Source organism: Cellvibrio sp. KY-YJ-3 (assembly GCF_008806955.1).
Lineage (GTDB): Bacteria > Pseudomonadota > Gammaproteobacteria > Pseudomonadales > Cellvibrionaceae > Cellvibrio.
The window spans coordinates 2,102,960-2,129,682 of the sequence record NZ_CP031727.1 but is presented as its reverse complement, the minus strand read 5'-3'; the positions used below and the strand labels follow the sequence as shown (position 1 = coordinate 2,129,682).

Annotated in this window: 21 protein-coding genes; 10 read left to right on the top strand and 11 right to left on the bottom strand. The window is 50.5% G+C overall.

The features are described from left to right. Positions 1–130: 130 nt before the first annotated feature. Positions 131–448, top strand: coding sequence for a hypothetical protein (locus tag D0B88_RS09015; protein ID WP_007644229.1), 318 nt, complete (start codon positions 131–133; stop codon positions 446–448). 90 nt (positions 449–538) lie between these two features. On the opposite strand, the gene corA is transcribed toward D0B88_RS09015, so the two are convergent. Next, the gene (gene corA / locus D0B88_RS09010; RefSeq protein ID WP_007644232.1) at positions 539–1,486 is read right to left on the bottom strand and encodes a magnesium/cobalt transporter CorA; all 948 of its coding nucleotides are present in this window, start codon (positions 1,484–1,486) and stop codon (positions 539–541) included. A gap of 260 nt (positions 1,487–1,746) precedes the next feature. Here corA and D0B88_RS09005 point away from each other — a divergent pair, with 260 nt between their 5' ends. Beyond that, positions 1,747–2,046 (top strand): hypothetical protein, encoded by a 300-nt coding sequence (locus D0B88_RS09005; protein WP_151056649.1) that lies wholly within the window; start codon positions 1,747–1,749, stop codon positions 2,044–2,046. A 73-nt stretch (positions 2,047–2,119) separates the two neighbouring features. On the opposite strand, the gene grxD is transcribed toward D0B88_RS09005, so the two are convergent. Then, the gene (gene grxD, locus D0B88_RS09000; RefSeq protein ID WP_040392827.1) at positions 2,120–2,437 is read right to left on the bottom strand and encodes a Grx4 family monothiol glutaredoxin; all 318 of its coding nucleotides are present in this window, start codon (positions 2,435–2,437) and stop codon (positions 2,120–2,122) included. A gap of 213 nt (positions 2,438–2,650) precedes the next feature. Here grxD and D0B88_RS08995 point away from each other — a divergent pair, with 213 nt between their 5' ends. From D0B88_RS08995 to D0B88_RS08985, 3 genes are all read left to right on the top strand, one after another. Next, on the top strand, positions 2,651–4,195 hold the full coding sequence (locus D0B88_RS08995) for an ATP-binding protein (RefSeq protein ID WP_151056648.1): 1,545 nt from the start codon (positions 2,651–2,653) through the stop codon (positions 4,193–4,195). Next, positions 4,192–4,854 (top strand): response regulator, encoded by a 663-nt coding sequence (locus D0B88_RS08990; protein ID WP_007644237.1) that lies wholly within the window; start codon positions 4,192–4,194, stop codon positions 4,852–4,854. Before D0B88_RS08995 ends, D0B88_RS08990 begins: the two co-directional genes overlap by 4 nt. A 291-nt stretch (positions 4,855–5,145) precedes the next feature. Continuing rightward, a complete protein-coding gene (locus D0B88_RS08985) occupies positions 5,146–5,994 on the top strand; it encodes a protocatechuate dioxygenase (protein WP_225318615.1) in 849 nt (282 codons plus the stop codon). Between the two features lie 23 nt (positions 5,995–6,017). Here D0B88_RS08985 and hrpB read toward each other — a convergent pair whose 3' ends face one another. From hrpB to D0B88_RS08965, 4 genes are read right to left on the bottom strand one after another with little or no spacing between them, the layout of a single operon-like run. Then, a complete protein-coding gene (hrpB, locus tag D0B88_RS08980) occupies positions 6,018–8,465 on the bottom strand; it encodes an ATP-dependent helicase HrpB (protein ID WP_151056646.1) in 2,448 nt (815 codons plus the stop codon). A gap of 3 nt (positions 8,466–8,468) precedes the next feature. Beyond that, on the bottom strand, positions 8,469–9,206 hold the full coding sequence (locus tag D0B88_RS08975) for a DUF6445 family protein (RefSeq protein WP_225318614.1): 738 nt from the start codon (positions 9,204–9,206) through the stop codon (positions 8,469–8,471). 35 nt (positions 9,207–9,241) lie between these two features. Continuing rightward, a complete protein-coding gene (locus tag D0B88_RS08970; RefSeq protein ID WP_151056644.1) occupies positions 9,242–9,961 on the bottom strand; it encodes a DUF6445 family protein in 720 nt (239 codons plus the stop codon). Between the two features lie 34 nt (positions 9,962–9,995). Continuing rightward, positions 9,996–11,999: a TonB-dependent receptor domain-containing protein gene (locus D0B88_RS08965; RefSeq protein WP_225318613.1), complete on the bottom strand. Its 2,004-nt coding sequence runs from the start codon at positions 11,997–11,999 to the stop codon at positions 9,996–9,998. Between the two features lie 245 nt (positions 12,000–12,244). On the opposite strand from D0B88_RS08965, the gene D0B88_RS08960 reads away from it, so the two are divergent. The 5 genes from D0B88_RS08960 to D0B88_RS08940 all read left to right on the top strand — a co-directional run bounded on the left by D0B88_RS08960 (position 12,245) and on the right by D0B88_RS08940 (position 19,954). Further along, positions 12,245–14,713: a response regulator gene (locus D0B88_RS08960; protein WP_151056642.1), complete on the top strand. Its 2,469-nt coding sequence runs from the start codon at positions 12,245–12,247 to the stop codon at positions 14,711–14,713. A 261-nt stretch (positions 14,714–14,974) separates the two neighbouring features. After that, positions 14,975–16,147, top strand: a complete 1,173-nt coding sequence (locus D0B88_RS08955; RefSeq protein ID WP_151056640.1) for an aspartate aminotransferase family protein — start codon at positions 14,975–14,977, stop codon at positions 16,145–16,147. Positions 16,148–16,208: 61 nt separating this feature from the next. After that, the gene (argF, locus tag D0B88_RS08950; protein ID WP_040393041.1) at positions 16,209–17,126 is read left to right on the top strand and encodes an ornithine carbamoyltransferase; all 918 of its coding nucleotides are present in this window, start codon (positions 16,209–16,211) and stop codon (positions 17,124–17,126) included. Positions 17,127–17,375: 249 nt separating this feature from the next. Continuing rightward, positions 17,376–18,113 (top strand): LuxR family transcriptional regulator, encoded by a 738-nt coding sequence (locus D0B88_RS08945; protein ID WP_007644253.1) that lies wholly within the window; start codon positions 17,376–17,378, stop codon positions 18,111–18,113. 122 nt (positions 18,114–18,235) lie between these two features. Beyond that, complete coding sequence (locus D0B88_RS08940) at positions 18,236–19,954, top strand: hypothetical protein (RefSeq protein ID WP_151056638.1); 1,719 nt, start codon at positions 18,236–18,238, stop codon at positions 19,952–19,954. Positions 19,955–20,040: 86 nt separating this feature from the next. Here the strand turns inward: D0B88_RS08940 and D0B88_RS08935 are convergent, their stop codons facing one another. The 5 genes from D0B88_RS08935 to D0B88_RS08915 form a co-directional block, all read right to left on the bottom strand. After that, positions 20,041–21,108 (bottom strand): hypothetical protein, encoded by a 1,068-nt coding sequence (locus D0B88_RS08935; protein ID WP_151056636.1) that lies wholly within the window; start codon positions 21,106–21,108, stop codon positions 20,041–20,043. Positions 21,109–21,250: 142 nt separating this feature from the next. After that, the gene (locus D0B88_RS08930; RefSeq protein ID WP_225318612.1) at positions 21,251–22,087 is read right to left on the bottom strand and encodes a lytic transglycosylase domain-containing protein; all 837 of its coding nucleotides are present in this window, start codon (positions 22,085–22,087) and stop codon (positions 21,251–21,253) included. Between the two features lie 169 nt (positions 22,088–22,256). Then, positions 22,257–22,658: an SMI1/KNR4 family protein gene (locus D0B88_RS08925; protein ID WP_151059375.1), complete on the bottom strand. Its 402-nt coding sequence runs from the start codon at positions 22,656–22,658 to the stop codon at positions 22,257–22,259. Positions 22,659–22,722: 64 nt separating this feature from the next. Beyond that, positions 22,723–25,122: a DNA polymerase II gene (locus tag D0B88_RS08920; protein WP_151056632.1), complete on the bottom strand. Its 2,400-nt coding sequence runs from the start codon at positions 25,120–25,122 to the stop codon at positions 22,723–22,725. A 567-nt stretch (positions 25,123–25,689) separates the two neighbouring features. Continuing rightward, on the bottom strand, positions 25,690–26,544 hold the full coding sequence (locus D0B88_RS08915) for an FRG domain-containing protein (RefSeq protein WP_151056630.1): 855 nt from the start codon (positions 26,542–26,544) through the stop codon (positions 25,690–25,692). Positions 26,545–26,723 lie beyond the last annotated feature (179 nt).

Here is a 26,723-nt window from a genome sequence, read left to right as displayed (position 1 = left end):
CCCCAAACGCCGCCACTGATGCGAGGATCAGTCCATCGCAAGGTTTGCCCTGATGTCAGGCGCGCTGTTATGCTGGCAGATGCCGTTTTTTCCGCCCATCGCGTTTATTAACTGAAATATTCTGAATTCAATGATCAAACCAACCAAAACTCGTCGCCAATTGCATCAGGAACTGGAAGCGCAAATCCAGGAATTTCTGACCCATGGCGGTCAGGTAAATGAAGTGCCGCGCGGTTTAAGTGGCCGCGCCGATGCCAATGGACCATTGATCAGTATCTTTGATGGCAGCGGCCAAGAGGATCGCACACCACTGCCGGAAGTAGTTGCAGCCATCGAGGCGCGCAAAAAACCGCAACTGGCACAAAAAACAAAAAAAATGCGCCCACGCAAAAAAGTGATTCTCGACGATTTTGGTCAACCCCTGCGCTGGGAGTGGGTCGAGGAGTAAGCATTCGCAACAATTTAAGCGCTAATAGCGCAAAAAAAACGCCACAGCGATCACTCACTGTGGCGTTTTTATTGGTAACCATGGGGCTTATCAGAGCCAATCTTTGCGCTTGAAATACCAATAGGGCAAGACCGCCGAAAGCAACATCAATACTACTGCGACTACAAAACCGTATTTCCAGTCAGTATGGGGAATGTACTCAAAGTTCATCCCATAAGCGCTGGCTACCACGGTAGGCGGCAGGAACACCATCGCGGCAATGGAGAAAATTTTAATAATCTGGTTTTGTTCAATATTGATAAAACCCTGGGTGGAGTCCATCAGGAAGTTAATCTTGTCGAACAAAAACGCGGTGTGCGACATCAGGGTATCCACATCGCGTTTAATCTCCCGTGCCGTTTCCTGCAACTCAAACGACTCGCGCAAATGGCGCTGCAAAAAAGAAATGGAGCGCTGGGTATCCATCAAACACAGACGAATCTTACCGTTACTGTCTTCCAGTTTTGCCAGTTTATCGATGGCATCTTCCAGCTCGGCGTCCTCATCCTCCAGCACCATATGGCTCACATCTTCGAGTTTGCGATGGATATCCTCTAGGGCATCAGCGAGGTTTTCCACTTTCTGCTCAAACATGGTCACCAGCAAATCCTGGGGGGACGCCACTTGCACCTGACCGGCGCGGGCGCGCATACGCAACAGACGGAAATCCGCTAGGTCGCCATCGCGCACACTGATCAAACGTTTCTCTTGCAGAATAAATGCAACCGTAGCAGTGCTGTGGCGGCCAGATTCACCGGGAGCAAGGAACAGGGAGTGCACGTGAATACCTACGCTGTCCTGAAAGTAGCGCGCCGAGAACTCAATCTCTTCAACATCATCTGACTCAGGTAGTTCGGCACGTAAGAAGCCGTTCAGCTCATCGCGCTCTTCGTCGGAGGGTTCGTGGGCATCAATCCAGAGCGCATTATTCAATGCCAAGCGCGGGCTTTCATCCGACTCCTTATCCTCTCGCAGGGTATTACCTTGAACTTTAAACATTCTTAACATCGTTGTTCATCTCCTGCAGCTCAAGGCCTAAGGTATCTCCCCCTACGTCATAGTCGGGCGAGCGGTTTTAGGGCGGCTTTATAGCACAGCGCCAATACAGTTAAAGTATTTTATTAGGTTTTCGCCCTAGGCGATTATTTTTTTTTGGTTTTTCAGAGGGCCAGCCGATTTACCGGATGACAGCCTTGCGCTAACAGCAAAGCCGGTGCAATTCTGCTAAGGTTGAGCAGCCACTATTTTGAGCTTTGATTATGCAAATTCGCCAGATATCCGCCGCCCTGGATGCCAAACTCGTGCAGCTGGATCACCAATTAAAACAACTGGAAAAACAACATCAACAGACACCAGATCAACAATTGGTGGATGAGATGACGGCACTGAACCAGATACGCGACAAGCTGCTCAAGTCCAAAGACATTGCCTGGCGCGCCCATCAACTGCGCGACGATAATGATGATCAACGCCGTGCACGGCAACGCATGACAGGGTTGATTATGTGTGGGCTGAGTTTGATAGGCGCAGTAGCACTGGTCTATTTTGCCCTGCAATAACACACCGCAAATGGGTGCAAAATACAAAGCCCGGCAGTGCGTCGCCGGGCCAAGGGTAATACCACTTAACTAATTAAGCGGCAACCGCCGCATCGATCAAAGGTTTTAATTCACCCTTCTCGTGCATTTCGGTGATGATGTCGCAACCACCGATCAACTCACCCTTAACCCACAGTTGCGGGAAGGTTGGCCAGTTAGCAAATTTTGGCAATTCAGAGCGAATATCCGGATTGGTCAAAATGTCCACATAGGCGAAGCGCTGGCCGCAGGCCATGAGTGCTTGTGACGCACGCATAGAAAAGCCGCACTGCGGCGCGCTGGGTGAACCCTTCATGTAAAGGATCACAGCATTGTCACTAATTTGCTGCTTGATTGTATCTAACACGTCCATCTTAACTACCTCGATGATCTTTAGGGATGTCTTCTGGGAATGAGGGGGCAACTGGGCAAGGTCGGTATATCCGAGTATTTTGCTCAAGTATTGCCATTTTACCCTAGCCGACCGCTGCAGGCCAATCGGGGGCGATTGCCAAATCGCGGTTTTTGCTTATTCTGTGATAAGTCTGTTCGCTGTCTCTCCCGCCCTTTGAAGGTATTCGTTGCTGTGAAGTTTAATTTACGTGTCCAATTATTTGCCGCCTTTGCGCTATTTGCGCTGCTGTTAACCGGCGGGCTTTACCTTTACTCACGCTTGAGTTTTGAGCACAGCTTCAATAATTACATGGAGCAAAAAGAAGCGGCGCGCAACGCCAAATTAATCAACGCCCTAGAGCATCACTATGCACTCTATGGAAACTGGGATAGCTTCAAAAATAATCGTCATTTTTGGCAAATGTTTGTCTGGCAATATTCCACCACCTGGCGGCAGCGCAATGAGCGCCCTATTCCGCTGCCACTGCCGCCAGAGATAAATCCCTCCTTCGCACCGGACGATAATACCGATGCGCTGCAATCTTTTCTGTTGCGTCGCAACACCCAGGAGAATCGTCGTGATGATCGCGACCGCCCCGTGCGTCCCGATGATTTTTTGCGTCATCAACCCTTCAAACGTTTTATTTTGTTGGATGCCGACAAAAATTTACTCAGTGGTAAAAAGTGGCGCAATGAAACTTATTTTTTTAACGACTTGATACTTACAATCGATGGTGAAAAAAAAGTAGTAGGTTATCTCGGTACGCCGATGAATCCGGCATTGCGCGACTTGCGCGACAATGAATTCGCCAAACGCCAGCAACAGCATTTTTTATTAACTGCACTGGTTGCACTGGCAATTGCACTTTTCTGCGCTATTCCGCTGTCCTATTTGTTAACCCAGCGGGTAAAAAAACTAGCGACTCACGTGCAGCGCTTAAGCAGTGGCGATTACACCCAGCGCTTGCAAAGCAAAGGTCAGGATGAAATTTCTACCCTGGCCGAACACCTTAATCACTTAGCCCACACCCTGGCGCAAAGTGAACAGGCACGCAAACGCTGGGTTGCGGATATTTCTCACGAATTGCGTACCCCGCTCGCGGTGCTCAAAGCAGATTTGGAAGCACTGGAAGACGGCGTGCGCAAGTTTGATGCAAAAGCGATTACCCGCCTGCAAAAACATGCTGAGCGCCTCGCCAATCTGGTAAACGATTTGTATCACCTCTCGCTCACCGATATAGGTGCCATGAGTTATCGCAAACGCGAGTGCGATTTAGGAGAAATTATCGAGGAAATCAGGGTTTCCCTGCAGGATAAAGCCACGCAACAAGGGCTTTCGCTGGAATTAAAAACACCCAAAAATCCCCTGCTTGCCTTTGCCGATCCCGAACGTTTGCACCAGCTGTTTTTAAATTTGTTTAACAACAGCATTAATTACACGCAAAGTCCCGGCACTATTCGTGTGCAACTCGATACTGCGGTAAAGAACAATAAAGCCCATGCAGTATTTATGATTGAAGATTCGGCACCGGGTGTAGACCCAACGTTACATGAAAAATTATTTGAGCGACTCTATCGTGCCGAATCATCACGCAGCCGTGAAACCGGTGGCGCAGGTTTAGGTCTGAGTATTTGTCGAAACATTTGTGAAGCCCACGAAGGCTGCATTGACATTGCTAACAGCGAGTTGGGCGGCCTGAAAGTATCTGTTTATTTACCTCTGCAGGAATCCGCATGAATATATTAATTGTTGAAGATGAAATTGATCTGGGTGAAATACTGCAAGATTATTTAGTCAGTGAAAACTTTACCGCTACACTGGTCAGTGATGGCGAGGTGGCGCTGCAAAAAATACTCAATGAAAAATGGGATTTGGTATTACTGGATTTAATGCTCCCCAATCGCGATGGTTTAAGTATTTGCCAAGAGGTTCGCAAAACCTCGCAAGTGCCCATAATTATGACTACCGCAAAAGTGGAAGAAATAGACCGATTGCTCGGTTTGGAATTGGGCGCCGACGATTACATTTGCAAACCCTTTAGTCCACGCGAAGTAATTGCACGCGTAAAAGCTGTATTGCGCCGCAGCAATAAAACTGACGAGCAACAAGACACCGGCTTTCGTTTGGATAAAGAGCGCCAATATGCCTGCGTTGGTGATCAATGTGTTGAATTAACCAGTATTGAGTTTCGCATTTTGGAAACATTGCTGCTTAACAAGCAGCGTGTTATTTCACGCGATGTATTGCTCAAAAATGCCTACACCGACCACCGCATTGTGAGTGATAGAACCATGGATTCTCACATCACCAAGTTGCGAAAAAAATTACTGCCCATTTGCAGCGACGATTTGATTCATTCGGTTTACGGTGTTGGCTATCGCCTGCAACTGCCTTGATACAGTTGACGATACACCGGCGCCACGGACGGCGCGATGTCCCCTCCCATTCGCAAGAACCCAGGTAAGAAACTGCGCAAAAAACTGACTTTTCTTGCTCTTTTTCCCGCGCCCCATCAAGTTCCATAGTTTTTGCACAGTCATAAAGTTTGCACAAATTATGCAAATTGCTTTCACAATCTGCCCATAACAAGCTTTTCGGAATCTGGTCATAGTTGTTGTCAATAACAGTTGCGCCATTAAGCGCTACTGCTAACAACAGCCACTACTTATCAGCACAGGAAAATAATTATGCATCAGCAGCCGAACCAGCAGGACAGAAACGGAAATACAAATAGCAATGCAAATACAGCGAAAAGTACAGTCGATAGCGACCGTCGTAAAACGCTTGGTACACTTGGACTATTTAGCCTTATGGGCGCTACCGGTTTAATCAGTTGTGGTGGAGGCTCAAGTAATAGCAGCACCAGCAGTAGCTCTACTGCATCCACCGCCAGTATTAGCTCAACAAGCACCAACGCCGCAACCAGTAGCAGCTCGGGCAGTTGTACATTAATTCCCACCGAGACCATTGGTCCCTTTCCATTATCAACCCTACTAAATAATTCACTGGTACTGCGTGAAAATATCGCAGAGGATAAAACCGGTGTGCCCTTGCAAGTCAAATTAAAATTGGTGAATGTCAATAACAATTGCAGTCCGGTTTCGGCATATGTGTATATCTGGCACTGTGATAAAGACGGTTTGTACTCGGGATATTCCACCAACAATAACGCCGGGCAAGCTGGCCAAACCTATTGTCGCGGCATTCAGTACACCGACACCAATGGCGTGGCCCATTTCACTACCATCTACCCCGGTTGGTATGCAGGGCGCATCACTCACATTCACTTTCAGATTTTCCTAACCACTTACAGCAGCACCGCGCAGTCCACTGCCATTTCACAAATGGCATTTCCCGCCGCAGTAACAACTGCTGTTTATAATTCTTCGCTTTATACCAAGGGGCAAAATACTTCCGTAACCAGTTTTGCCGCAGACAATGTATTTAGCGATGGAGTGGAATATCAATTAGCAACGGTGACCGGAAGTGTAGAAGAGGGCTATGTTGCGGAGCTGGAAGTGGGTATCTCGGTGTAGCGAAACCCATCCAGCCCGGGAAATTATTGCGGCACTTGCTGCTGCGCTAATTTTCGCTTGGTTAGTGCAGTCGCCTCGTGTTCCAGCGGATTTTCCGGCCAGGGGTGGCGTGGGTAGCGGCCGCGCATTTCTTTGCGTACCTCGGGGTAGGCCTGCTGCCAAAAGGTTTGCAAATTAGTGGTAATGGCGAGCGGGCTGCCATTGGGTGAAAGCAAATGGATTTTTAGCGGGATTTTGCCATTACCCAGTTGCAACTGTTCGCAGCCAAAAAACTCCTGCAACTTGGCCGAGATTTGCGCGCTGCCTTCACTGGTAAACTCAATAGTTACACTGCGCCCGCTGGGTAAAGTAATTTTATCGGGCAACAGCTGCGCAATTTTTTGGCACTGTTCATATCCCAAATAAAATTCCAACGCTTCACGCAGCGGCAAGCGTTCCAGTTGTGTGCTTTCATTCAAAAAGGGTGATAGCCACTGCGGCATCTTCTCGATAAGTGACGCATCGTCCAGTGCGAGACAATCCAACAACTGATGTGTATTTAATAATCGTGCACGTTCGAGTAAAGCGCGTGCGCTGTCACTCCATGATAGTTGCGCTAAACTTTTTTCGCGCGCAAGCTGTTGAACATGGGCCACCAATTTTGCGCTCAACTCTGTAGAGTCAATGGGTTGAAACTGCTCGTCGATAACCACACCGCCCATGGTCCAACAGCTGTGCTCTTGCCAGCGCTGCTGTTTGAAAACCATGCTTTGGTTCAACTGACTTAACTCGCGCTGTTGCGCCTGCGCAAGTGATAAGGCGAGACCAATACCCGAGTGACTTTTGGGCTTGGTATTGATGAGTAAAAACACCGCCCAATTGGATTCCAAATTTCCCTGCGGCTCCACACTCATGCCCGAATTTAAACGGTAGCGGCCAGACTCCTGTTTAAAACCGATACGATCACTGAACGCCCGCGCAATCAATAACGAATCGATTGCGGCATTTTCTTCCTGCAGCGCCAATACCGAAAGCCAACGTTTTTGTTGTCGCTGCCAGTGGTGATTGCGTTTTAATTCTTGCGCCGCATCTGCAAGCCACTGCTCCAGATCCTGATCGCCCGCCAATTCAAAATGTAACGCCAAAGCGAGCAATAGAGATGAAGTGGCGATCACATTTTTATGCAGCAACAAAAACGCGGCAATGCGCGGGTGAGTACCCAGCGCGCTGACTTTTTCACCCGCAGGGGTAATTACGCCCTGTTCATCCAGCAGCTGCATTTTTTGCAATTGTTGCTGCGCAAAAGCTAATGCCAGCGCATTCGGTGCTTCAAGCCAAGGTAAGGATTGGGCGGGGCTGCCCCAGTGGGCGATGCGCAACATCAGCGGAAGGTAGTCCGTCGCGCGAATTTCCGGTAAATCCGCAGCGGCGAGCGGCTGGTCTTGCGACCAGAGACGAATACAGTGGCCGGCTTGCACGCGCCCCGCACGACCGCGCCGCTGTTCGGCGCTGGCCATGCTGATGCGTGTGTTGCGTAAGCGAGTAACGCCAGTGCGCTGTTCGTAATCAGCGCGGCGCGCCAAACCCGAATCAATCACCAGTGTGACATCGGCAATCGTCAATGAAGTTTCAGCAATATTGGTCGCCAAAATAATGCGTGGGCCCTGCGCTGGGTCGAGCGCCATTAATTGCTCGGCGGCGTTAACACGGCTGTGTAAGCGACAGACTTTATGTGCGGGAAAATAGCTGGCGAGCAATTGCGCGCAATCTTCTATTTCACGCCAACCCGGTAAAAACACCAGACAACAGCTGGCTTGCCATGCAGGATAAGACTGCAAGGCACGCAGTAATTGTTCATCCACTTTTTCCGGATAACCACGCGCATTTTGTTTGGCTGGTTGATGCTGCACAGTGACCGGAAAGCAGCGACCCGGCGCAAAAATTCGCTGGGGAATTTGTTGTTGCAATGCGGGGTCTGGTGTTGCGCTCATTAGTACCAGCTGCAAATCCTCACGCAGAATTTGCACTTCTTGCAAAAATGCCCACGCCATATCCTGATTGACACTGCGCTCATGAATCTCGTCCAACATCACACAGGCAACATTATCGAGCGTGGGGTTTTGCAGTAAATGCTGCAGTAAAATACCGGGGGTCATTAATACTAAACGGGTATCCGCACTCATGCGCGAATCGTAGGGCACTTGATAACCCACTTGTTGCCCCGGGGTTTCACCCAATAGCTGGGCGAGCCGTTGGGCAAGCGCTTGTGCGGCTAATACCCGCGGCTGCACCAACCATACTTGTTGCCCTGCGGGTGCTTGTTGCAAAACCCACAGCGGTGCGAGGGTGGATTTCCCAGCGCCCGGCTCCGCTTCCAATAACAAAGGCGTGTGTGCAAGTGCGGCGACAAATTCACTGCGCAGTGCGCTTAAGGGTAATTCAGGCAGATGAATGGCAGCGTTTTTCGCCTGCGGATTTAACTCAATGCTCACGCATTACTCCTGACAATGCACAAAGGTATTTAGCGTAAGCCTGCCGGTGCGCGGATTGGGATCAAACTTAAATGTCGGTGCGATATTGCCGGAATGTAAGTGATTACTGCGATACATAACCAGGCGATTAAAACCGGCGTCATAACTGGCAAGCTGTTCGAATAGATCGGTTGAACCATTGATATAAGCTTTGGGTAATTCACGCTGCTGCAATTGCGCCGTCAATTCCACCAAATAAAGTTGCTTACGCGCGTCACTGATTGTTTGATAACCGGTGGTACGGTGACGATATAGAGAAGTACCGCCCATGGTTTCATCACACAAATAATGCACGCAGGCGAGATTATTTAAACCAGTCGAATCCACATGGGGTACACATTGTGGCGGGCGCAATTGTGCCGGAGGTGTCACCACCATTGAATAATCGCTGCGCAAACCCTGAATCATGGTGGATTTTATAGCAAAGGTTGAATAAATAATTTCACCTAAATCGCGCAACATAGCGCGCAGATAAGTGCTGGGCGCAGGCATGCGCACACCGGGGTAAGATAAATCTGCAGTATTAAACTTACTGTGCTGCGCGCAGTAATCAATAAGCTGTTCAGCATTGGCGAGAAAATTATCTATCACTAATACCGGCTGACGTTCATCGCCGATATAGTCAACGCGAAAACTAAACTGCTGGTGTTTATGCAGCTGGGGCAACCTTTCGGTCGCGGTATCGTTTAGTGGATTAATCACAAAGCCCCCATCTACCAAATCCAATTTGACTCAGTTTACGCGCGCGCATAGATAAAAGTATTTAATGTTAACCGGCCAGTGCGCGGACTGGGGTCAAAAGTAAAATCCGGCGCGATATTGCCGGAGTGCAAATTATTGCAGCGATAAATAATAAGGCGATTGAAACGTGCTTCGTAACTGGCAATTTGTTCAAAAAAATTATCGCTACCATTCATGTACCTACGCGGCACCAAATGATCCGGCAGTTCTTGTTGCAAACTGCGGCGATAGATTGGCTTGCGCTCAGCATCGATAGTTTCATAATTTGTTGAGCGATGACGATAGAGCGAAGTGCCGCCCTGTTTACTGTCACACAAATAATGTACTGCCGCCAATTCACGGCCATTGGTTGAATCAAAGTGTGGTAAACACTGCGCCGGGCGCAACTCGGCAGGCGGCGTGACGACCATGGAAAAATCTGCTTTTACGCCAGTAACCCACTCGTCACGCATTCCAAAAGTGTCACTCACTAATCGATGCAGGTGCCGTTGAAAGGAATACAAATAAAGTTCCGGAGCAGGCAGACGAACACCGGGGTAATGAGCATCGGCATTATTAAATTGCCCTTGCTGCTGCGCAAATTCAACCAGGGTTTCAGCATGAACCAAAAAATTATCAATGACCAATACCGGTTGACGTTCAAGGCCAACGTAATCAACCCGATACTTAAAATCGCTATGCAATGGAACCAATGGCCGTGAACTCTGCTGTTGCATGCTGCTCTCTATTATTGAAACCTAATGGCTATTATTAAAACACTATGTTCATTCCGGCCGTCATGTTACGCCCCGGCGCTGGCTCAAATGCGCGACCATTGGCTTGATTCACTACCACTGAGCCAACGTAATTTTCATCGCTCACATTTGCGACTTTTAACCACCAACCAACACGCAGTTGATTAATTACCACATCGCCCTGGGCACTCACATCAAAGGTGCGATAACCCGGTGCAGACACGGCATTATCATCGGCGCTAAATACCCGCGTGCGCTGTTGCAGGCTGGCGCCTAATTGCAACGCATCGCTGCCGAAGGGCAACCATTGTAAACCGAGTTGATATTGCTCGCGCGCTACACCGGGTAATTGGTTGCCATCCAATTCACCCGCAGAATAAATCGCATCAATAAATTGTGCGCTGGCTTGCAAGCGCCATTGATCGTTAACACTGTAGCGACCTAAGACTTCCACACCTTCGCGCTCAGTCGCCGCCGCATTGCGGTAGCTGGTGCGACCGCTGACCGACTGATCCACCACTAATTCGTTTTTGCTGTCGATCATAAACTGGGTGACGCTTAATTCGGCACCAGCCAGGGGGCGATAATGAATACCCCATTCCTGCTGATTATTCAGCGCGGCTTCCAAGGCGATATTTAACCCGCTGCCCACGCGGCGATAAGCCATCTCGGTGAGTGTAGGTGTTTCGTAACCGCGCCCACGGCTGGCAAATAACCCCCACTGGTCACTGAGCTGATAATTCGCGCCAAACGCATAGGCGTTTTCACGATAGTCACGCGTGCCGCTGTCATCGGGGTTACCGGTAACCACAAAATAATCGTCCACTTCCATATCCAACCGGCTTTGACGCACACCGGTGTAGAACGACAAATCCGCTGTCGGCGTTAATTGCAGCAGCGCATAAATATCGCGGCTATCCACCTTGCCCAATTCATTGCGACGCAAATCGCCCGCAATGCCGTTATTGTTTACAAATCCGCGCCGGCGATCTTCCGTTTGCGCCAGTTCGATACCAACACTCATATCGGCGGGCATATTCAGCAGGTTAAAACTTTGGGTGATATTCGCGCTGGCACCGGCGAAATCGCGCACTAAATCCACGACCCCACCGCTGCCAGAAATCCCCTCACCGCTAAAACCCAGGTATTGGGTGATGGCGCGCTCGCCGTGCCAGAACGAGGTTTGCCAGCGGGTTGAACCCTCACTGTCGCGCAAGCTAAGAGAGGTCTGCTCATGATCGACGGATTTGCGTGTATTAAAGTCTTCGGCGAGCTGATTGGTCTGACGCGGGTTAGCGCGCCACTCTTCCGGTCGCAGCGAGAGCGGGTCTTGCAGCAGCGGGTCATGGCTGCGCTCGTGTTTCAGGGTGATGTCCAGCTGATTGCTGGTGGTGTAGTAAAACTGGGCCGCCCCCTGCTGGCGCTCCGCACTTGAATGCGGGCGCTCGCCATCCACCTCGGTATTCGCCAACTGCACCCGCGCCGCCATCGCCCCTTGCCGCCAATCGCCTTGCACCGTTTGGCGCTGTAACCCAGGGTCGCCGCCCATCACGCCTAAATTCACCTGATTTGCCACGGGCGCGGCGGTTTGCAGGGCAATCACCCCACCAGCGCCATTGCCATAAAGCACGGCGATAGGGCCACGCAGCACTTGCACGCTGTCGATGTTATCGAGCATGACGCTGGAAAGTTGCCCCTGCCCATCGGGGGTGGACATGGGAATGCCATCCACCTGTAGATCTATACCGCGCACCCCAAACGCCGAGCGGGCGCCAAAACCACGCAGACTGATGCGTGTGTCCTGTGCGTAATTGCTGCGTGAATCCACCTGAACCCCGGGCAGGGTTTGCAGCAGTTCAGCGGGATCAAGACGCGCACCGGGCGGGAAATCGCCGGCGTTTTTTAGCATCACTTGGGATGACAAAACCGACGCCGGGCGCTCGCCGCTAACCACCAGCGTCTCCAGCACTTGTTGCGCCTGAACTGCAAGCGGTAGCGTCATCAGGATTGTGGATGACATAAGGCAGAGGCCGGTAACACGAGGGGCAAAACGGTTGAATCGATTAGACATTGCAGTGGAATCTCTTAACCCGGTAACCGGGTGCGACGGTAAGAAAGAAATGACAGGCGCCATTGTGCGCAAAGGCTGCTGAACTCTCATCTGCTAAAACGGTTTTTTACATCGGCGATGAGTAAGCACTCGTACTTAAATAACACTTTGCATAACAGCCTCTATACTGAAGTAAGCAACAGTGGACCGAGCCTATGACGCAAGAATTTCGTAAACAGCTTGAAGCCCTGCGCCAGCGTTTTATTACCAGCCTGCCAGAACGTGCGCGGCATTTGGAAAACATCTGGGGTTACCTGCGCCACTTAAACTGGAGCGCACAGGGTTTTGCCGCCCTGCAGCAGTTTGTGCAGAAGCAAAACGAGGCCGGTGCCAGCTACGGCTTGCCAGAGCTGCGCGCCAGCGCGAGCCAATTGGAAAACTTCTTAAACGAACTGCAGGAGTTGGGACGCAGCTTTGGTGGGCAGGAATATACCCAGCTGGAAGAGCACGTCAAACGCCTGAGCCAAGTGATGATGGCAACGGCCCAAGGCATTACCACAAAAGACAACTTACCCGCTCCCATTGAGAAACAGGCCTACCCGGATGCGGAAGGCAAGGTGTTGTTTTTAATCGACCCGGATCGCACCCTCGCGGCGATGTGTAGTGCTTATTTGCGCCGTGTGGGGTTTAGCGTTGAATACTTTGAAACCGTGCAACAGTGTATGCAGCGGCTGTACGAAGAATCACCCGATGCAATTTTGATGGACCCCGATTTTGAGCGCGCCGGACTGCAAGCGCTGGGCAGCCTCCATCAGATCAAAGCATTGGCTCCACCTACCACTCCGATTGTGCTCTTGTCCGGGCGCACCGATGTCAACGCCAAACTGCGCGCCTTGCGCGCCGGTAGCAGCGACTATTTAATCAAACCATTGGATATGGGCCTGCTGATCGAGCGGCTGCTGCAAATCATTACCCAGCACAATCGCACCTATAAAGTGATGGTAGTGGACGACGACCCCGACATGGCTGCACTGGAAAGTGAGATTCTGCGCTATGCCGGTATGGAGGTCATTAGCGTCAAGCAGCCATTGCATAGCTTGCAACAAGCGGCGCAGTTCAACCCGGACCTGGTGATCCTGGATATGCACATGCCCGACATCAACGGCATGGAGCTGGCCGTACTCTTGCGTCAGGATCCACGTTTTTTGCTCTTGCCCATCGTATTTGTCACTGCCGATACCGATACCAAGCTGCACAACACTATCAAAGCACTGGGAGTTAACGCTGTACTCACCAAACCCTTTGAAGCGACTGAACTGATTGGTATTTGCGAACAGGCACTCAACCAAACCTCAGTCCTCAAAAGCCGGGTTGCACGGGTGACGCGCCACACCCAATTGCCACAAAAGGTTAATCGCAGTTACTTTTTTTCAGTGCTGGAAGACGAAATAAATAGCGGTGCACAAGGGCAACACACCAGCGCGCTCTACTATATTAGTGTCGATAATCTCAGTGAATTGAGCCAGCAATTAGGCATGGTGGAGCTGATCAAACTACACGACCAGTTCTGCCGCCATCTGGATGATGCCATTGGCAGCGACGAACAGTGGATCGATTTATCCAACATGGTGACTTGCGTATTAGCCGGTAAACGCAGTGCCGAATTTCACCGCCAACGTTGCGAACAATTGCGGCGCCATTTGGCCGCACGTACATACCTGGCCCACGAGCAGGCAATATCCCTGACGGTAAACACCGGTATCGCCCTCTTAACCGCCAACCTGGGCACAGCCAATCAGGCACTCTTGTGTGCGGAACAAGCATTTGAGGCCAGCCTGGCTCCCAAACCCAACCATGCGCCAACAGCAGACACTGTCGATATTGTGACTATTCCGGTACTCACCAAAGTCGAGCCGGACTTTTCCCAAATCGTCTTCAGCCGCGATTTGTCCCTCGCCTTCCAGCCCATCATTAGCCTGGAAGATGCGCGCATAGAGCACTTCTCGGTATTGCTGCGCTTACAGGGTGAAGACGGCGAACCCATCGCCGCTAAACAATTTCTCAGCCGGATCAATAAACCGTCACAGCGTATTGAATTGGATCGCTGGGTATTGCAACAAGCGGTGAGCGCTATCGCCAATAACAGCGCCACCCGTGAGCAGGCCACTCTGTTTATCCATTTGGCCGAAGACACGCTGCAACAAAGCACCTTCTTTTCTTTTGCCGCCAATGTGCTGCGCTCCTCCCGCCTGCGCGGCAGCGAGCGCCTGGTATTTATGCTTGAGGAAAACTGGGTGCTCAATCACCTGCATCAAACCCGCGAAATTGCGCGGGCGCTGCATGATATACAGTGCGGTATTTGCCTCACCCGGGCGGGTGAAAACCCCGGTATTGTGGAGATAATCGACCAACTGCCGCTGGACTATTTGCGTCTGTGCCCCAAGTTGTCGAATACCGGGACAAATCCGGCACTTCTGGAAAGCCTGGTCAGCACGGCAACCCAACGCGGGGTCAAGGTCATCGCGACACAAATTGAAAACTCACGCAACCTGTCCAGTTTGTGGCTACAAGGGGTGCGGTTATTTGAAGGATTTTTTATCCAGCCACCGGACGAAGGTTTCCACCTGCAAAACGATATTATTTTTGCCAAGGAGTTTGTGCAGGGAAACGGCTTTAGCCAATAAACCGGTGGCGACCTGCGTGTAACTGCCACAAAAATGGGCAAATTTGCCAATAATCGCAATAACTTATATATTTACCGCCTGTTTTTGCTGCGCGCCTTAGGCGCACCCACTGCGCCGTTCCGGCTCGCCGTGTTGAGTTAGCGAAAAATCCCCTTAATGAATCACCCGCCAGCCCGCACGCGATAGGCTGAGTTGGTTTCGTTTTTTCAGCTATCGGGAACTGACCTTGTTAAAGCCTCGGCTTTGTTTTTGGAGAACACCATGTCCAGTCTAATGAACACTTACGGCACCAGAACCCTGACCCTGACCAAGGGCGCGGGCAGCCGCGTGTGGGATGATCAGGGCAACTCCTATATCGATGCGATTGCCGGTATCGCCGTGTGCGGTTTGGGCCATTCGCACCCTGCCCTGACCAAAGCCATCTCTGAACAAGCAGCAACTTTGTTGCACGTATCCAACCTGTACAACATTCCCCAGCAACAACGTTTGGGCGATTTGCTGATTCAGGTCTCAGGCATGGACAAGGTATTTTTCTCTAACTCCGGCGCCGAAGCCAACGAAGCCGCGATTAAAATCGCGCGGAAATATGGCAACGAAAAAGGCGTGAAAAATCCCGCTGTGATCGTTATGGCCAACAGTTTCCACGGCAGAACCCTGGCGACATTGAGCGCTACTGGCAACGTAAAAGTACAGATCGGCTTTGAACCGCTGGTGGAAGGTTTTATTCGTGTGCCTTACAACGATGTTGCTGCAGTGAAAGCCGCCATCGCTGAGCATAAAAATGTCGTCGCTATTCTGGTTGAACCCGTACAAGGCGAAGGCGGCGTGCGGGTACCGGCGGCCGACTATTTGAACCAGTTGCGCACCCTTTGTGATGAACACGCATTACTGCTGATGACCGATGAAATCCAAACCGGCAACGGCCGTACCGGCACTTTCTTCGCCTATCAGCACAACGGCATATTGCCGGACGTAGTAACCACCGCTAAAGGTCTGGGTAATGGCATGCCAATCGGCGCTTGCCTTGCACGTGGTAAAGCCGCAGAAGTATTACAAGCGGGCAACCATGGCACTACCTTTGGTGGCAACCCACTCGCCTGCAGTGCCGGTATCGCGGTGATTGAAACCCTGCTCGCCGACAAACTGATGGAACGGGTAACCGCACTGGGCAATAGAATGCTCACGGGTTTTAAAGAAGCCCTGGGCGATAACCCCAAGGTAGTTGATATTCGCGGCAAGGGCTTAATGATTGGTATCGAACTCACTGCGCCCTGTGCCGAGCTGGTAAAAAAAGGTCGCGACCTGGGGATACTGATCAACGTAACTGCCATGAATACCATTCGTTTGTTGCCAACCTTCATCCTCAGCGATGCAGAAGCCGACGAGCTGGTCAGTAAAGTGGTAACGCTAGTGACAGAGTTCTCCCCCAATTAGTAATGCGTTTTAAGTGGGCGCGCGCAATAAAGCGCGCGCTATAAATGAAAGAGCATCGATTATGGTTCCCTCAAAGGCACCGAGACATTTCCTGACTCTCAACGACATTAACCGCGCCGAACTGCAACAAATCATTGCGCGCGCCATCGAACTCAAAGCCATGTTGCGCCAGGGCACTGCCCCTGAGCCTTTTAACAACAAAGTGCTGGCGATGATTTTTGAGAAAAACTCCACCCGCACCCGCGTCTCTTTTGAATCCGGTATGGCCAAACTGGGCGGTCACGCCATTTTCCTGTCCACCAAGGACTCGCAATTAGGCCGTGGCGAACCCATTGAAGATGCCGCACGCTGCATCGCCAGCATGGTCGACATGGTGATGATCCGCACCTATGCACATAGCACCGTGCAACGTTTTGCCGAATATTCACGCGTGCCGGTCATCAACGGCCTGACCGATGAATATCACCCCTGCCAATTACTGGCAGACATTCAAACCTACGTTGAACAACGCGGCTCCCTCGCGGGCAAAACCGTGGCGTGGGTGGGCGATGGCAACAATATGTGCAACAGCTACATTCAAGCCGCCGAGCTGTGCGACTTTGAATTGCGCATTGCCACCCCCAAAGGCTTTGAGCCGGAAGACGAATTTGTCACCCCCTATCAGCATCGCGTCAGCCTGAGCAATGACCCACGCACTGCCGTTGCCGGTGCCGATTTGGTGGTGACTGATACCTGGGCCTCTATGGGCCAGGAAGATGAAAAGAAACAGCGCGAAAAAATCTTCAGCGGTTATCAAGTCAACAAAGAGCTGATGAGCCTCGCCCAACGCGATGCATTGTTTATGCACTGCTTGCCCGCCTATCGCGGCAAAGAAGTGAGTGCCGATGTTCTCGACGCACCCGACTCAGTGGTATGGGAAGAGGCAGAGAACCGCATGCATGCGCAAAATGCTTTGATGGAATTTTTGTTTAACCAGTAATTTTATCGGGATAAAAATATCCGGCGCAGACATCAACGCGCATAAAAATCGCCCTGCACATCACTGCCCATAAAGCCACCTGTAAAAAATTACAGGTGGCTTTTTTTGTTGCTGCCAACTTCTTGCCCCATTCCTCCCGCAATTACATTTCGCTACAGTTTTTTAATTGACGCTATCGCAGCAAAAGCAATAAATACTTAACGATTAGTTTTGGTTTATGGGTATTACACTCAGGGAAAATAGCAGCAGATGAAACTCAGCGACTTTAATGAATTGGTATTCCAGTTTGCGCAAGCCGAAACCACCGAAGACATCACCCGCCTTTGCGTTACTCACTGCGCCAAAATGGGTTTTGATAATTTTATTTACGCGCTGCGCGTACCCACCAGCTTTGCCGAAGCACGCATTATTACCATTAAAGGTTATCCGGATTCGTGGCTGACACATTATTTTGAAAATGCCTATTACCTGGACGATCCGGTAATCATGCACTGCAAAAAACATTTGATCCCAATCCAATGGCAAGACCTTGGGCCAGTGAGCACAGAGATGGGCGAGCGCATTATGAATGAAGCGACTGAATTCGGATTAAAAGGCGGTATTAGCATGCCGGTGCATGGCCCTACCGGGGAATTTGGTATTTTCAGCATGACTTTGAATGAACAAAAAAAGATGCATCTGGAATTAATCCAGCAGGCATCACCCTATATCCATTTATTTGCCGCTTACCTGCATGAAACTGTACAGCGCGTTTTAAGCCTGGATGTTCCCGATAAAAAACTATTGCTCACCGCGCGCGAGAAAGAATGTTTACGCTGGACTGCCGACGGAAAAACCTCGTGGGAAATTTCACAACTGCTAAATACTTCCGAGCGCACAATTAATTTTCATTTAACCAACTCAATGTCAAAACTCGACGTCAACAATCGCCAACACGCCGTTGCCAAAGCGGTATTGCAGGGAATTATTAACCCTAATCCGTTTTAACAGCCTGTCAGTTTTTACAGCTAACCGCCCACGCCGCAATGATTTCTAATAAGTGAACAACACTCTCTAGTGTTTGCTGTTTAGCACTGTTGAATTCAGCCAATTTATTTGCGGACTTGATCATGAATAAATACGACTATTCTTTTTTATCTCAGGATTTTTTTACCAAAAAAATCGTTTCGCTCAAACACCTTGTCACTCCGGCGATTACTGCTGCAACCTGCAGCTTGCTAGTTGCTTGCGGTGGCGGGGGTGGTGGCGGTAATAATAATTCCAGCCCGGCATCCAGTAGCCTTACCTCCGTAGCTTCCAGTGTCAGCAGTAGCTCGAGTAGTGTGCCTTCCAGCCTCTCCTCGCTGAGTTCCTCCTCATTGAGTGTTTCATCGCTGAGCCTGTCCTCCAGCAGCCTTTCTTCAGTGAGTTTATCGTCCCTGAGCAGCGCCCCATCGAGCACCTCTTCAGTAAGCAGCAGTGCAGTCGCCGTTTCATCTGCCAGCAGTTCATCGAGCAGCATTGGCGATGCAACCGCTATCAGCATCATCTCGCCACCCGGCGCGGCCAGTGCACGAGTGGCAATAGACGATCAAGGTAACGCTTGGGCGATCTGGAAAGGCATTATTGACGGCGCAAGCGGCGGCGATAATTTAATTGCCAATCGCTATGTAAAAGGATCTGGCTGGGGCACAGCGCAGCTATTGGAAAACGACGGCGCTTCGGTCGATAAGGCTGAGATCTATATCGACCCAAGCTCGGGTCGTGCCGTTGCAACCTGGACACAGCTCACCTCCGCTGGAGCCTACGATTTATGGGTGCGTCGCTATGCGCCAGCAACAGGCTGGGCAGAGCCCGAGCGCATCGAAAACTCGGACGGTGCCATGGGCTTCTTCGCCAAAACCATTATCGACAGCAATGGCAATGCACTGGCGGTGTGGGCGCAATCACCCGTGAATTTAGGGCGTTTCAGCATCTGGTCCAGCCACTACCGGGCCGCATCAGGCTGGTCAGAACCAGTTCTGTTAGAGGACAACAACGTGATTGGCGGTCAGGACGGTTCACCGAGCCTCGCTTGGTTGGGCGATGGCAAGGCGCTGGTGGTGTGGTTAAACAGTGGCAACAATCGCGTCAACATCGCCACCAATAGCTACACGGCAGCCGGCGGCTGGGCCGGCGATGAAATACTGGTTGCGGACACAGGCGGCAATATGTCGCTCAATCACCCGCTGCTGATCAATGATGGCGCAGGCAAAGCCTTGCTGGTCTGGGGACAATGGGATTCGCTGGGCGATGGTACCTTTACCAGCCGGATACTGGCCAAAACCTACAACAACGGCTGGGCTAACGATATTGCCGTGGTGGGTGAGGACAGCGGCAGCGATCTTGTGAGTGCACCCCGCGCGGCGAGCAATGGCAACGGTGTCGCTGCCGCAACCTGGGGGCGTAAAAATCAGGCGATTATGGCAAATACCCGCGCGGCCAACGGCACCTGGGGAACACAAAGTATTATCAAACCGGGCAATGCAGACTTTGTGCAGAGTGTTCCTGAGGTTGCCATCGATGGTACCGCCAATGGTTTGCTGGTTTGGTCGCAGGAGTCCAACGACAACACCACTAAAGACAGCTGGTTCGCCAACCTCAGCGGCAGTACAGGAAGCTGGGCAAGCGGGCAATTATTGGAAAACCTGGTGGGCACAGCCGTTGAACCGATGGTTGCCGCCAACAGCGCAGGGGATCGCGTAGTTGTCTGGTACAACTTCAACAGCTTCGGCTCACCCGGCTCGGAAATTTACGCTCGTTATTTCCCCGCTGGCACTACAGCCGCACCTGTGCCCGCCGAGAACTAATCGTTTTTTCACCCCTTGCGTCGCAGAGTTTTCTACAGCTCTGCGACGCTTTTTTACACACGCAAATATTTACACCGTCAGATTCTTTACACCGTTAAATTAATCTCTTGCACCACACCCACCTTGCCGTCTTCCGTGAGATAAACACCGGAATTGGCCACCTCTCCCAGCGACTGGTTATCGGGCCCCTTCAACTGAAACGGCGATGACACATGACCGAGAAAAATCGCGCCGATGTTTTTATCGCCCAGCGCCGCCAGTTGACTGGTGCCATCTTCATTGGTCATCCAAATACGCAACTGGTGATAAATACTGTCACCTTCATCAATAAAATTATTGCCGTCCTCATCAAACGCCGCCAACTCGGCAAAACCGCGCCCGCTAGTAGGGCCAAACAATTCACTGCCGTTATTGATTGCCCCATCGCCATTGCGATCCAACGCCAGGTAGCCATTGCCGGGGCGTAAACTCGCAATCTGCTCTGCTGTGCCGTCGCTATCCAGATCAAATGCAAAACGGGTTTGGGTGAGGCCCGCCCCCAAGCCATCAAAATTGATTACCAGCGGGTCAATTTTGGCGGCGCCAATACGCACTTCCAGATGGGATTCCTGCACAAACTCGCGGCTCATTGTAAGTGCAACGGCAAAGTCGATGTCGCGCCCGTCCGCCGTGCGCACCACACCCACCGCTTGAAAACTGGATGTCTCCTGTTCGGTATAACGCTCCTGACGCTGGTAAACCAAGCCCGGCCCGGTAGCGCGTGCCAATACTTGCGCCGGTGGGGTGGCATCCACCGAGAGTGTTTGCACAGCGCCACCGTCTGTTTTGGGCTGTATATCCGCAGGGGTTGTTACCTGCAAGTCCTTACCGGTGATGGCCTTGTACATCGCCTCCAGAATCATCAAATTCAAACGCGAACGGGAATCCAGTTGGGGCGATAAATCCAGCAGCTGTCGCTCGCGATGCATGGCCAACACCGAACCGGCGGAGGATAAATCCACCCGCACCGCAGGCTGTTGCGGTGCCGTTTCTGGTTCAGTGACGGGGGCGGCAGCTCGTTCACCCAGCCAAAACTCCAAGCGCTCGGCGACCTGATGCTCCTCGCGATAGTCGTGTTGGGCGGCCATGTGGATGTGTGCGTTGGCAATAATCATAAAGTCGCCTGCATAGGATTAAGGGATACAAACCCTATAGCGGCAAAAACGCGCACTTTTTGAGCAGAAAAATGCAAAAGAATTAGATTTTGTGGTTATAAGCGACAGAAAGCAGAAACCGGAAAATCTACAGAATGAGTGTCTAGTTACTCGCCAGCGCCAATTGGGTTTTATAGCGCTGATGCAGAATGTTAACGCGGAAAACGTAGGTTTTGGTTTCATCAAACGGAGGCACGCCGCCGTACTTCTCCACATTGCTGGGGCCAGCATTGTAGGCGGCAGTCGCACGGGTGATGTCGCCATTAAAACGTTTGAGTAACCATGCCAAATATTTCACCCCACCATCGATATTTTGCGCGGCGTTGTAGGCATCACTAACTCCCATATCTTTGGCAGTGCCGGGCATTAATTGCATCAAGCCCATGGCGCCCTTGCGGGAACGGGCAAGAGGGTTGAAGTTGGATTCGGCATGAATCACCGCCCGCACCAGTGATGGATCTACCCCATGGCGCGCCGCTGCTTGCGTGATGGAATAGGTAAATTGGGACAAGTACAGGCGGGTAACACGCCAGTCCACTGTCGATAGCGGGTTACAAGCAAAACAGGAGTTGTAAACAATAACTTGATAATCGGTTTTGCGAGGCTGGCGATCCGAATAAGTCACGGCGCCGTCTTTGCGATATTTAAAAAAAGTCAGCTGCTGGGGTTTATTTGCCTGGGCTGCCGCTTCTCGCTCCAAACGCTCCTGTTCTTGACGCGCTTTTTCCTCAGCGGCAGTACGCTCGGCAATACGGCGCACATGGGCTTCAACGTCGGTGATGCTGGATTCCTGATGGGCCAGCAGCTTTGCCGCCGAAGGGGTTGGCGCAAGCGAAACCTCATTCAGCGGCGAGGGTTCCACCATGCCTGTTTCAGCCAATAGGCAGCCACTGGAGAACCCCAGAAGCAGCACACCTATGACAAAAGCACCCTTACGCACGGCCAACACTCTCTCAGTAATGGAACAGCAACTACACCACACCGGCGTAAACGGCGCCGGGAGGTTAAGTGTAGCTCAGCCAGCGCGCAGCACGTGGCACCAAAAACGATTTCCGTGACCAACTACCACTTGATAGGACTCGCCGTTTTCGGGACACAGGCTTCGAGGCTCAGGACTCAAGCCACACATCGCGTACCCAGTGCCATACCGAGGGCCAGGTTTCGTCGGTTAATTCGCCATCGCGCCAAAACACTACTTCGCCGTCCTGCTCGACGCAATAGTAAGCACCATTCACTTCACACAGCGGCATTAAATAACGCGGCACCCCCTGCTCCCAGGCAACTGCCGTCACCTCGGGCAAATAAGTATGCGAGCAAGGGTCGGCCGCCGTAACCGGCTCGATGGAACCGTAAACCACATCGCTGGCCTCCAACAAAAAGCTGCGCATTTCGCGGGGGATCGGCAGTAATAATTCTTCTTCGATTTCAACCAAGCGGTCTTCATCGGGCAATTCCAGCGGCACAGGGACTGGCTCATTGTGATCGCGCAACAGCTCAAGAACTTCATCGATATCGGAATCGGACTCAGACATATAACTACCTGAAAATGACAAAGGGAGGCGGACTATAGCCCGATCAACCAAACAACGACAACTGGCTTTCCACCAATTGGTTCAGCGACTCATCGCGGAAATGCAAAATGCTGTCAGCGACAGGCGAAAGCTGTTTGTCGATGTAATGCTGATAATCAATCGGGCTTTGTAATAGCGACAGGTTTACTTCATAACTGCCTAGTGGCTCGGGGCCGTTGGTGGTGATCACATAACTGATCCAATCACCGCGCCGCAGGGTTTCACCGGTGAGCTGTGCGTATTTGCGTGCGGCCTGCACATGGGGTGGGACATTTTTTTGATATTCATGTAAATGACGGCGCAGGCGTTTGCGATAAATTAATTCCAAATCACGTTTTCCCGCCAAAACCTCTGCTGTCGTACTGCGCACAAAATCAAAATAATCCTCACCATCAAACACTTTGCGGTAAAGCGTCATTTGAAATTCTTTGGCCAATTGTGTCCAATCGGTGCGCACGTTTTCCAACCCTTTAAATACCATCTCGCGCTCGCCATTTATTTCTATCAAACCGGCGTAACGTTTTTTAGTACCCAATTCAGAGCCGCGAATCGTAGGCATTAAAAAGCGCAAGTAATTAGTTTCGTACTGAATTTCCAATGCGCTGTTTATATTGAATTCCGTGCGCAATGTCTCTGCCCACCAGAGGTTCAGCTCTTTCGCCAGACGCTTGCCAATAAGGTCACATTGCGACGCTACTTTTGGTGGATAACCCGTGCAATTATTTTCCAGCCACACAAACAGCGAATCAGTATCGCCATAAATAACCGCATACCCCTGCTGCTCAATCCAATCGCGGCTGCGCTGGATAATTTCATGACCGCGCAAGGTAATTGAGCTACATACACGAGGGTCGAAAAAACGGCAGCCGGTGGAGCCCAGCACACCGTAAAACGAATTCATAATAATTTTGATGGCGTGGGAGAGCGGCGCATTTTTATGTTGTTTGGCGCGGTCGCGCGCCGCAGAAAGCTGTTCGATCACATTAGGCAGAATATGCCCCTCACGCGCAAAATAAGCCTCGTTAAAACCGGGCACAATTTGTTCATCGCTCAAGTGATTGTGCTGCGCCAACCAAAAGGCACAGGGATCGATTAAAAACGTTCGTATAATGCTCGGATACAGGCTTTTAAAATCCAGTACCAAAACGTTGTCATAAATACCGGGGCGCGAGTTCATCACATAACCGCCGGGACTAATGACATCAGACTCCAACTCACCCAAATTAGGCGCCACATAACCGCGCCGATGCAAACGCGGCAAATATAAATATTCAAATGCCGCCACCGAACCGCCAATACGATCCAGCAACAAACCCGTCAATTGGCTGCGTTCCAGCGCAAACGCCAGCAATTCCTGGCGCTGGAATATTTTCCACACCAACTCGCAGTCGTGCAGATTATATTCGGCCAGCGCGATTTTATCGGTGTTAAACAATTGGGTAATATCACTGCCGCGATCATTACCGCTGATTAATTTACTTTCACCCAATAATTCTTCCGAGATATTTTGCAGCGAATAACTTTCATAGCGATAGTTAGCCGCTTTTAACAGCTCGATACCATCCAGCGCAACGCGACCGGGAATCACCACAAAACTGCGACCGCCGTCATTGGCATCTTCATGGCGCCAATGAATGGATTGGCCTGCGCGGCCCAATTGCAACGGAATTTTTAATCGCTGGCACAGTTTTTCCAGCACCAACAAATCAAACTGCACCAGATTCCAACCAATTAAAATATCCGGGTCAAACTCCGCAATCGCCGCGAAAAATTGTTGTAGGCATTCTTTATCGTCGCGACAAAAAATAATCCCGTGCTTACTTTCTGGTGTCGCGGAAAATTCACCCTCGCCGATCATAAATACGGCTTTTGCCGCATCACACCAAATAGCAATGGAATAAAGCTGCTGCGCATCCATCGAGGTTTCTATGTCGAGCGACAACATGCGCAACCTTGGTCGCCATAGCGTGTCCTCAACCGGCACAAGGCGCGGGTTACGCAGTGGCTGTTGGGTAATATCCGGCATATCCAGCTGCGCCGCAGCGGTAATAAAACGCTCCATTAAATAGCGCTCAGGCGGGCGAATATCGCTTTCCCAAAAAGCAATATCCTGCTGCCGTAACAGATCCTGCGCATCGCGCGCGGTGCGGTGCTGTTTAAAATAGAGGGCAACAACCGGCTGATTGTGAAAGGTTTTTAATTCCACCTCCGCCATACGCCAGGCGCGCAAGCGGGAAAAAAGCGCAGGCAATTCCGGTGCGTGTTTGCGCTCTACAAAAAACACCACCTCCTGCCCGGTAATTTGCGTCCAACAACTCCCCTGCTCCGTCGCCCACCACAAATCCAACACCACACCTTCACGGGTATCGCGCCATTGGCGGGTCAATAAAAAGGCATTAGTCATAAGCGCACAAAAAACTGGTTAAGTAACCAGTATTATCCCGCAGAAGGGGACAATGATGCAATCAAGATTAATTCCCTGCCCAGTAGGTAGGCAGTGAGCGCAGCGATGCCCAATATGGATTTTTATGCGGAAAAATTAATTGAAGACAAAGGCAGAAATTAGAGTTGGCCTGTATAGAGACTAGCGGAATATGGGCAATTGATTCATTAAATAAACCCATATTTCGTTAGATTTCATGCGGTTTATTCATAAGTTTTTAGCTGATGTCGCAATTCGGCAAAAGCGGATGTTGGTGACGGGAAGCTCGGCTAGCCCGACGTTTTGATTCATGAATTGGTTTGTTGGACATTGCTGTCCAACCTACGTGCTCATTTTGTCTCCCTCGCGCACCAATTAATATAACAGCCAAGACCACACTCTTGCAGACAGTGCCGAATTAAAAAATTCCTCTAATCGCAAATGAAGACATAAAAGCTCATAAGTTTAACTTTACTGCAGCTAAAATTTAATAACGCTGCTATAAGTTTCGGGAAGCATAATTTATTGGAGGCGCCGCACCTCTTATTTTTATGGTTCCATTAATCGAAATCCGTACTCTCTTCTCCAAGACGTTGATGACCGCAAAAGATAATCTATTTTAACTTGCTCAGCGGCACCGCTTACATCGGGAAATAAGGATCTTGGAGCTATGTTCATTAAACTTAGCTTGCGGAAAGCCTCGATTAATTCCTCTCTGCTGACATCAAATTCGATTCTCCGTAACAAGCGATCAGACGGCGCGTGAGTAATTGCCTTAGATATTTCCCAGTATTTAAGAGCGAGAGGCAGCTCACTGAAAAATTTCCATCTTATAAAACCTCCCTGTTGTGCATATTGCCTCGGGCTATAAGTCGAATTGCCAGCTATATATTCTACCGTTCCAAGCCTTGTCCTTAGCCCGTCACCATCATCTAGACTATCTATAAATTTCTCAACATTACGGTTCATTTCACGTAAAAGCGCCATATCAATCTGCCAAATACACGCTTTACTCGCATCGTTGACATCCTTATTAAATAAAGCGAAAAAAAGTGCCACCATTGGTGACTTTGATACATCAAGTAAAGGCGTTGGTAGTCCGTGATGCTGAGCAACTTGCCAAAGTTCATCATCATCAAGGTCGCTCTTACCTACCAAAGCATCGTAATGTCCCCTAAAGAGATCCAAGAAGTATTTTAGGGTTGGAGGCTTTCTAAGGTCTTCTAATGACGCCTCGGGATTAGTTTTGCCATACCTATCCAGTGACGATTGCAAACCCCACGAAGAGTTGTTATGCCCTCGAAAAACACAATCTGAAAGCACTTTATTATCCAAGTTCAATAGATAATTTAAGGCTTCATTCGTATTTTTTAGCGATATAGTTTCAGACTCATAAAACTTCATAGATAAAGAATCTCCTTAAAATTCCTGAAGCGGACCGATCCGAGACGCTCTCTGTAATCTGGATTTATACGGCCAGCCAACCTTAAAAAAACCAACTTCCGCTTTGGGCACACTCCCGACCCTCGGCGGCTTGCTTCGCGAAACGCGCCCTACAAACTTTATCTATATTCTAATATGGG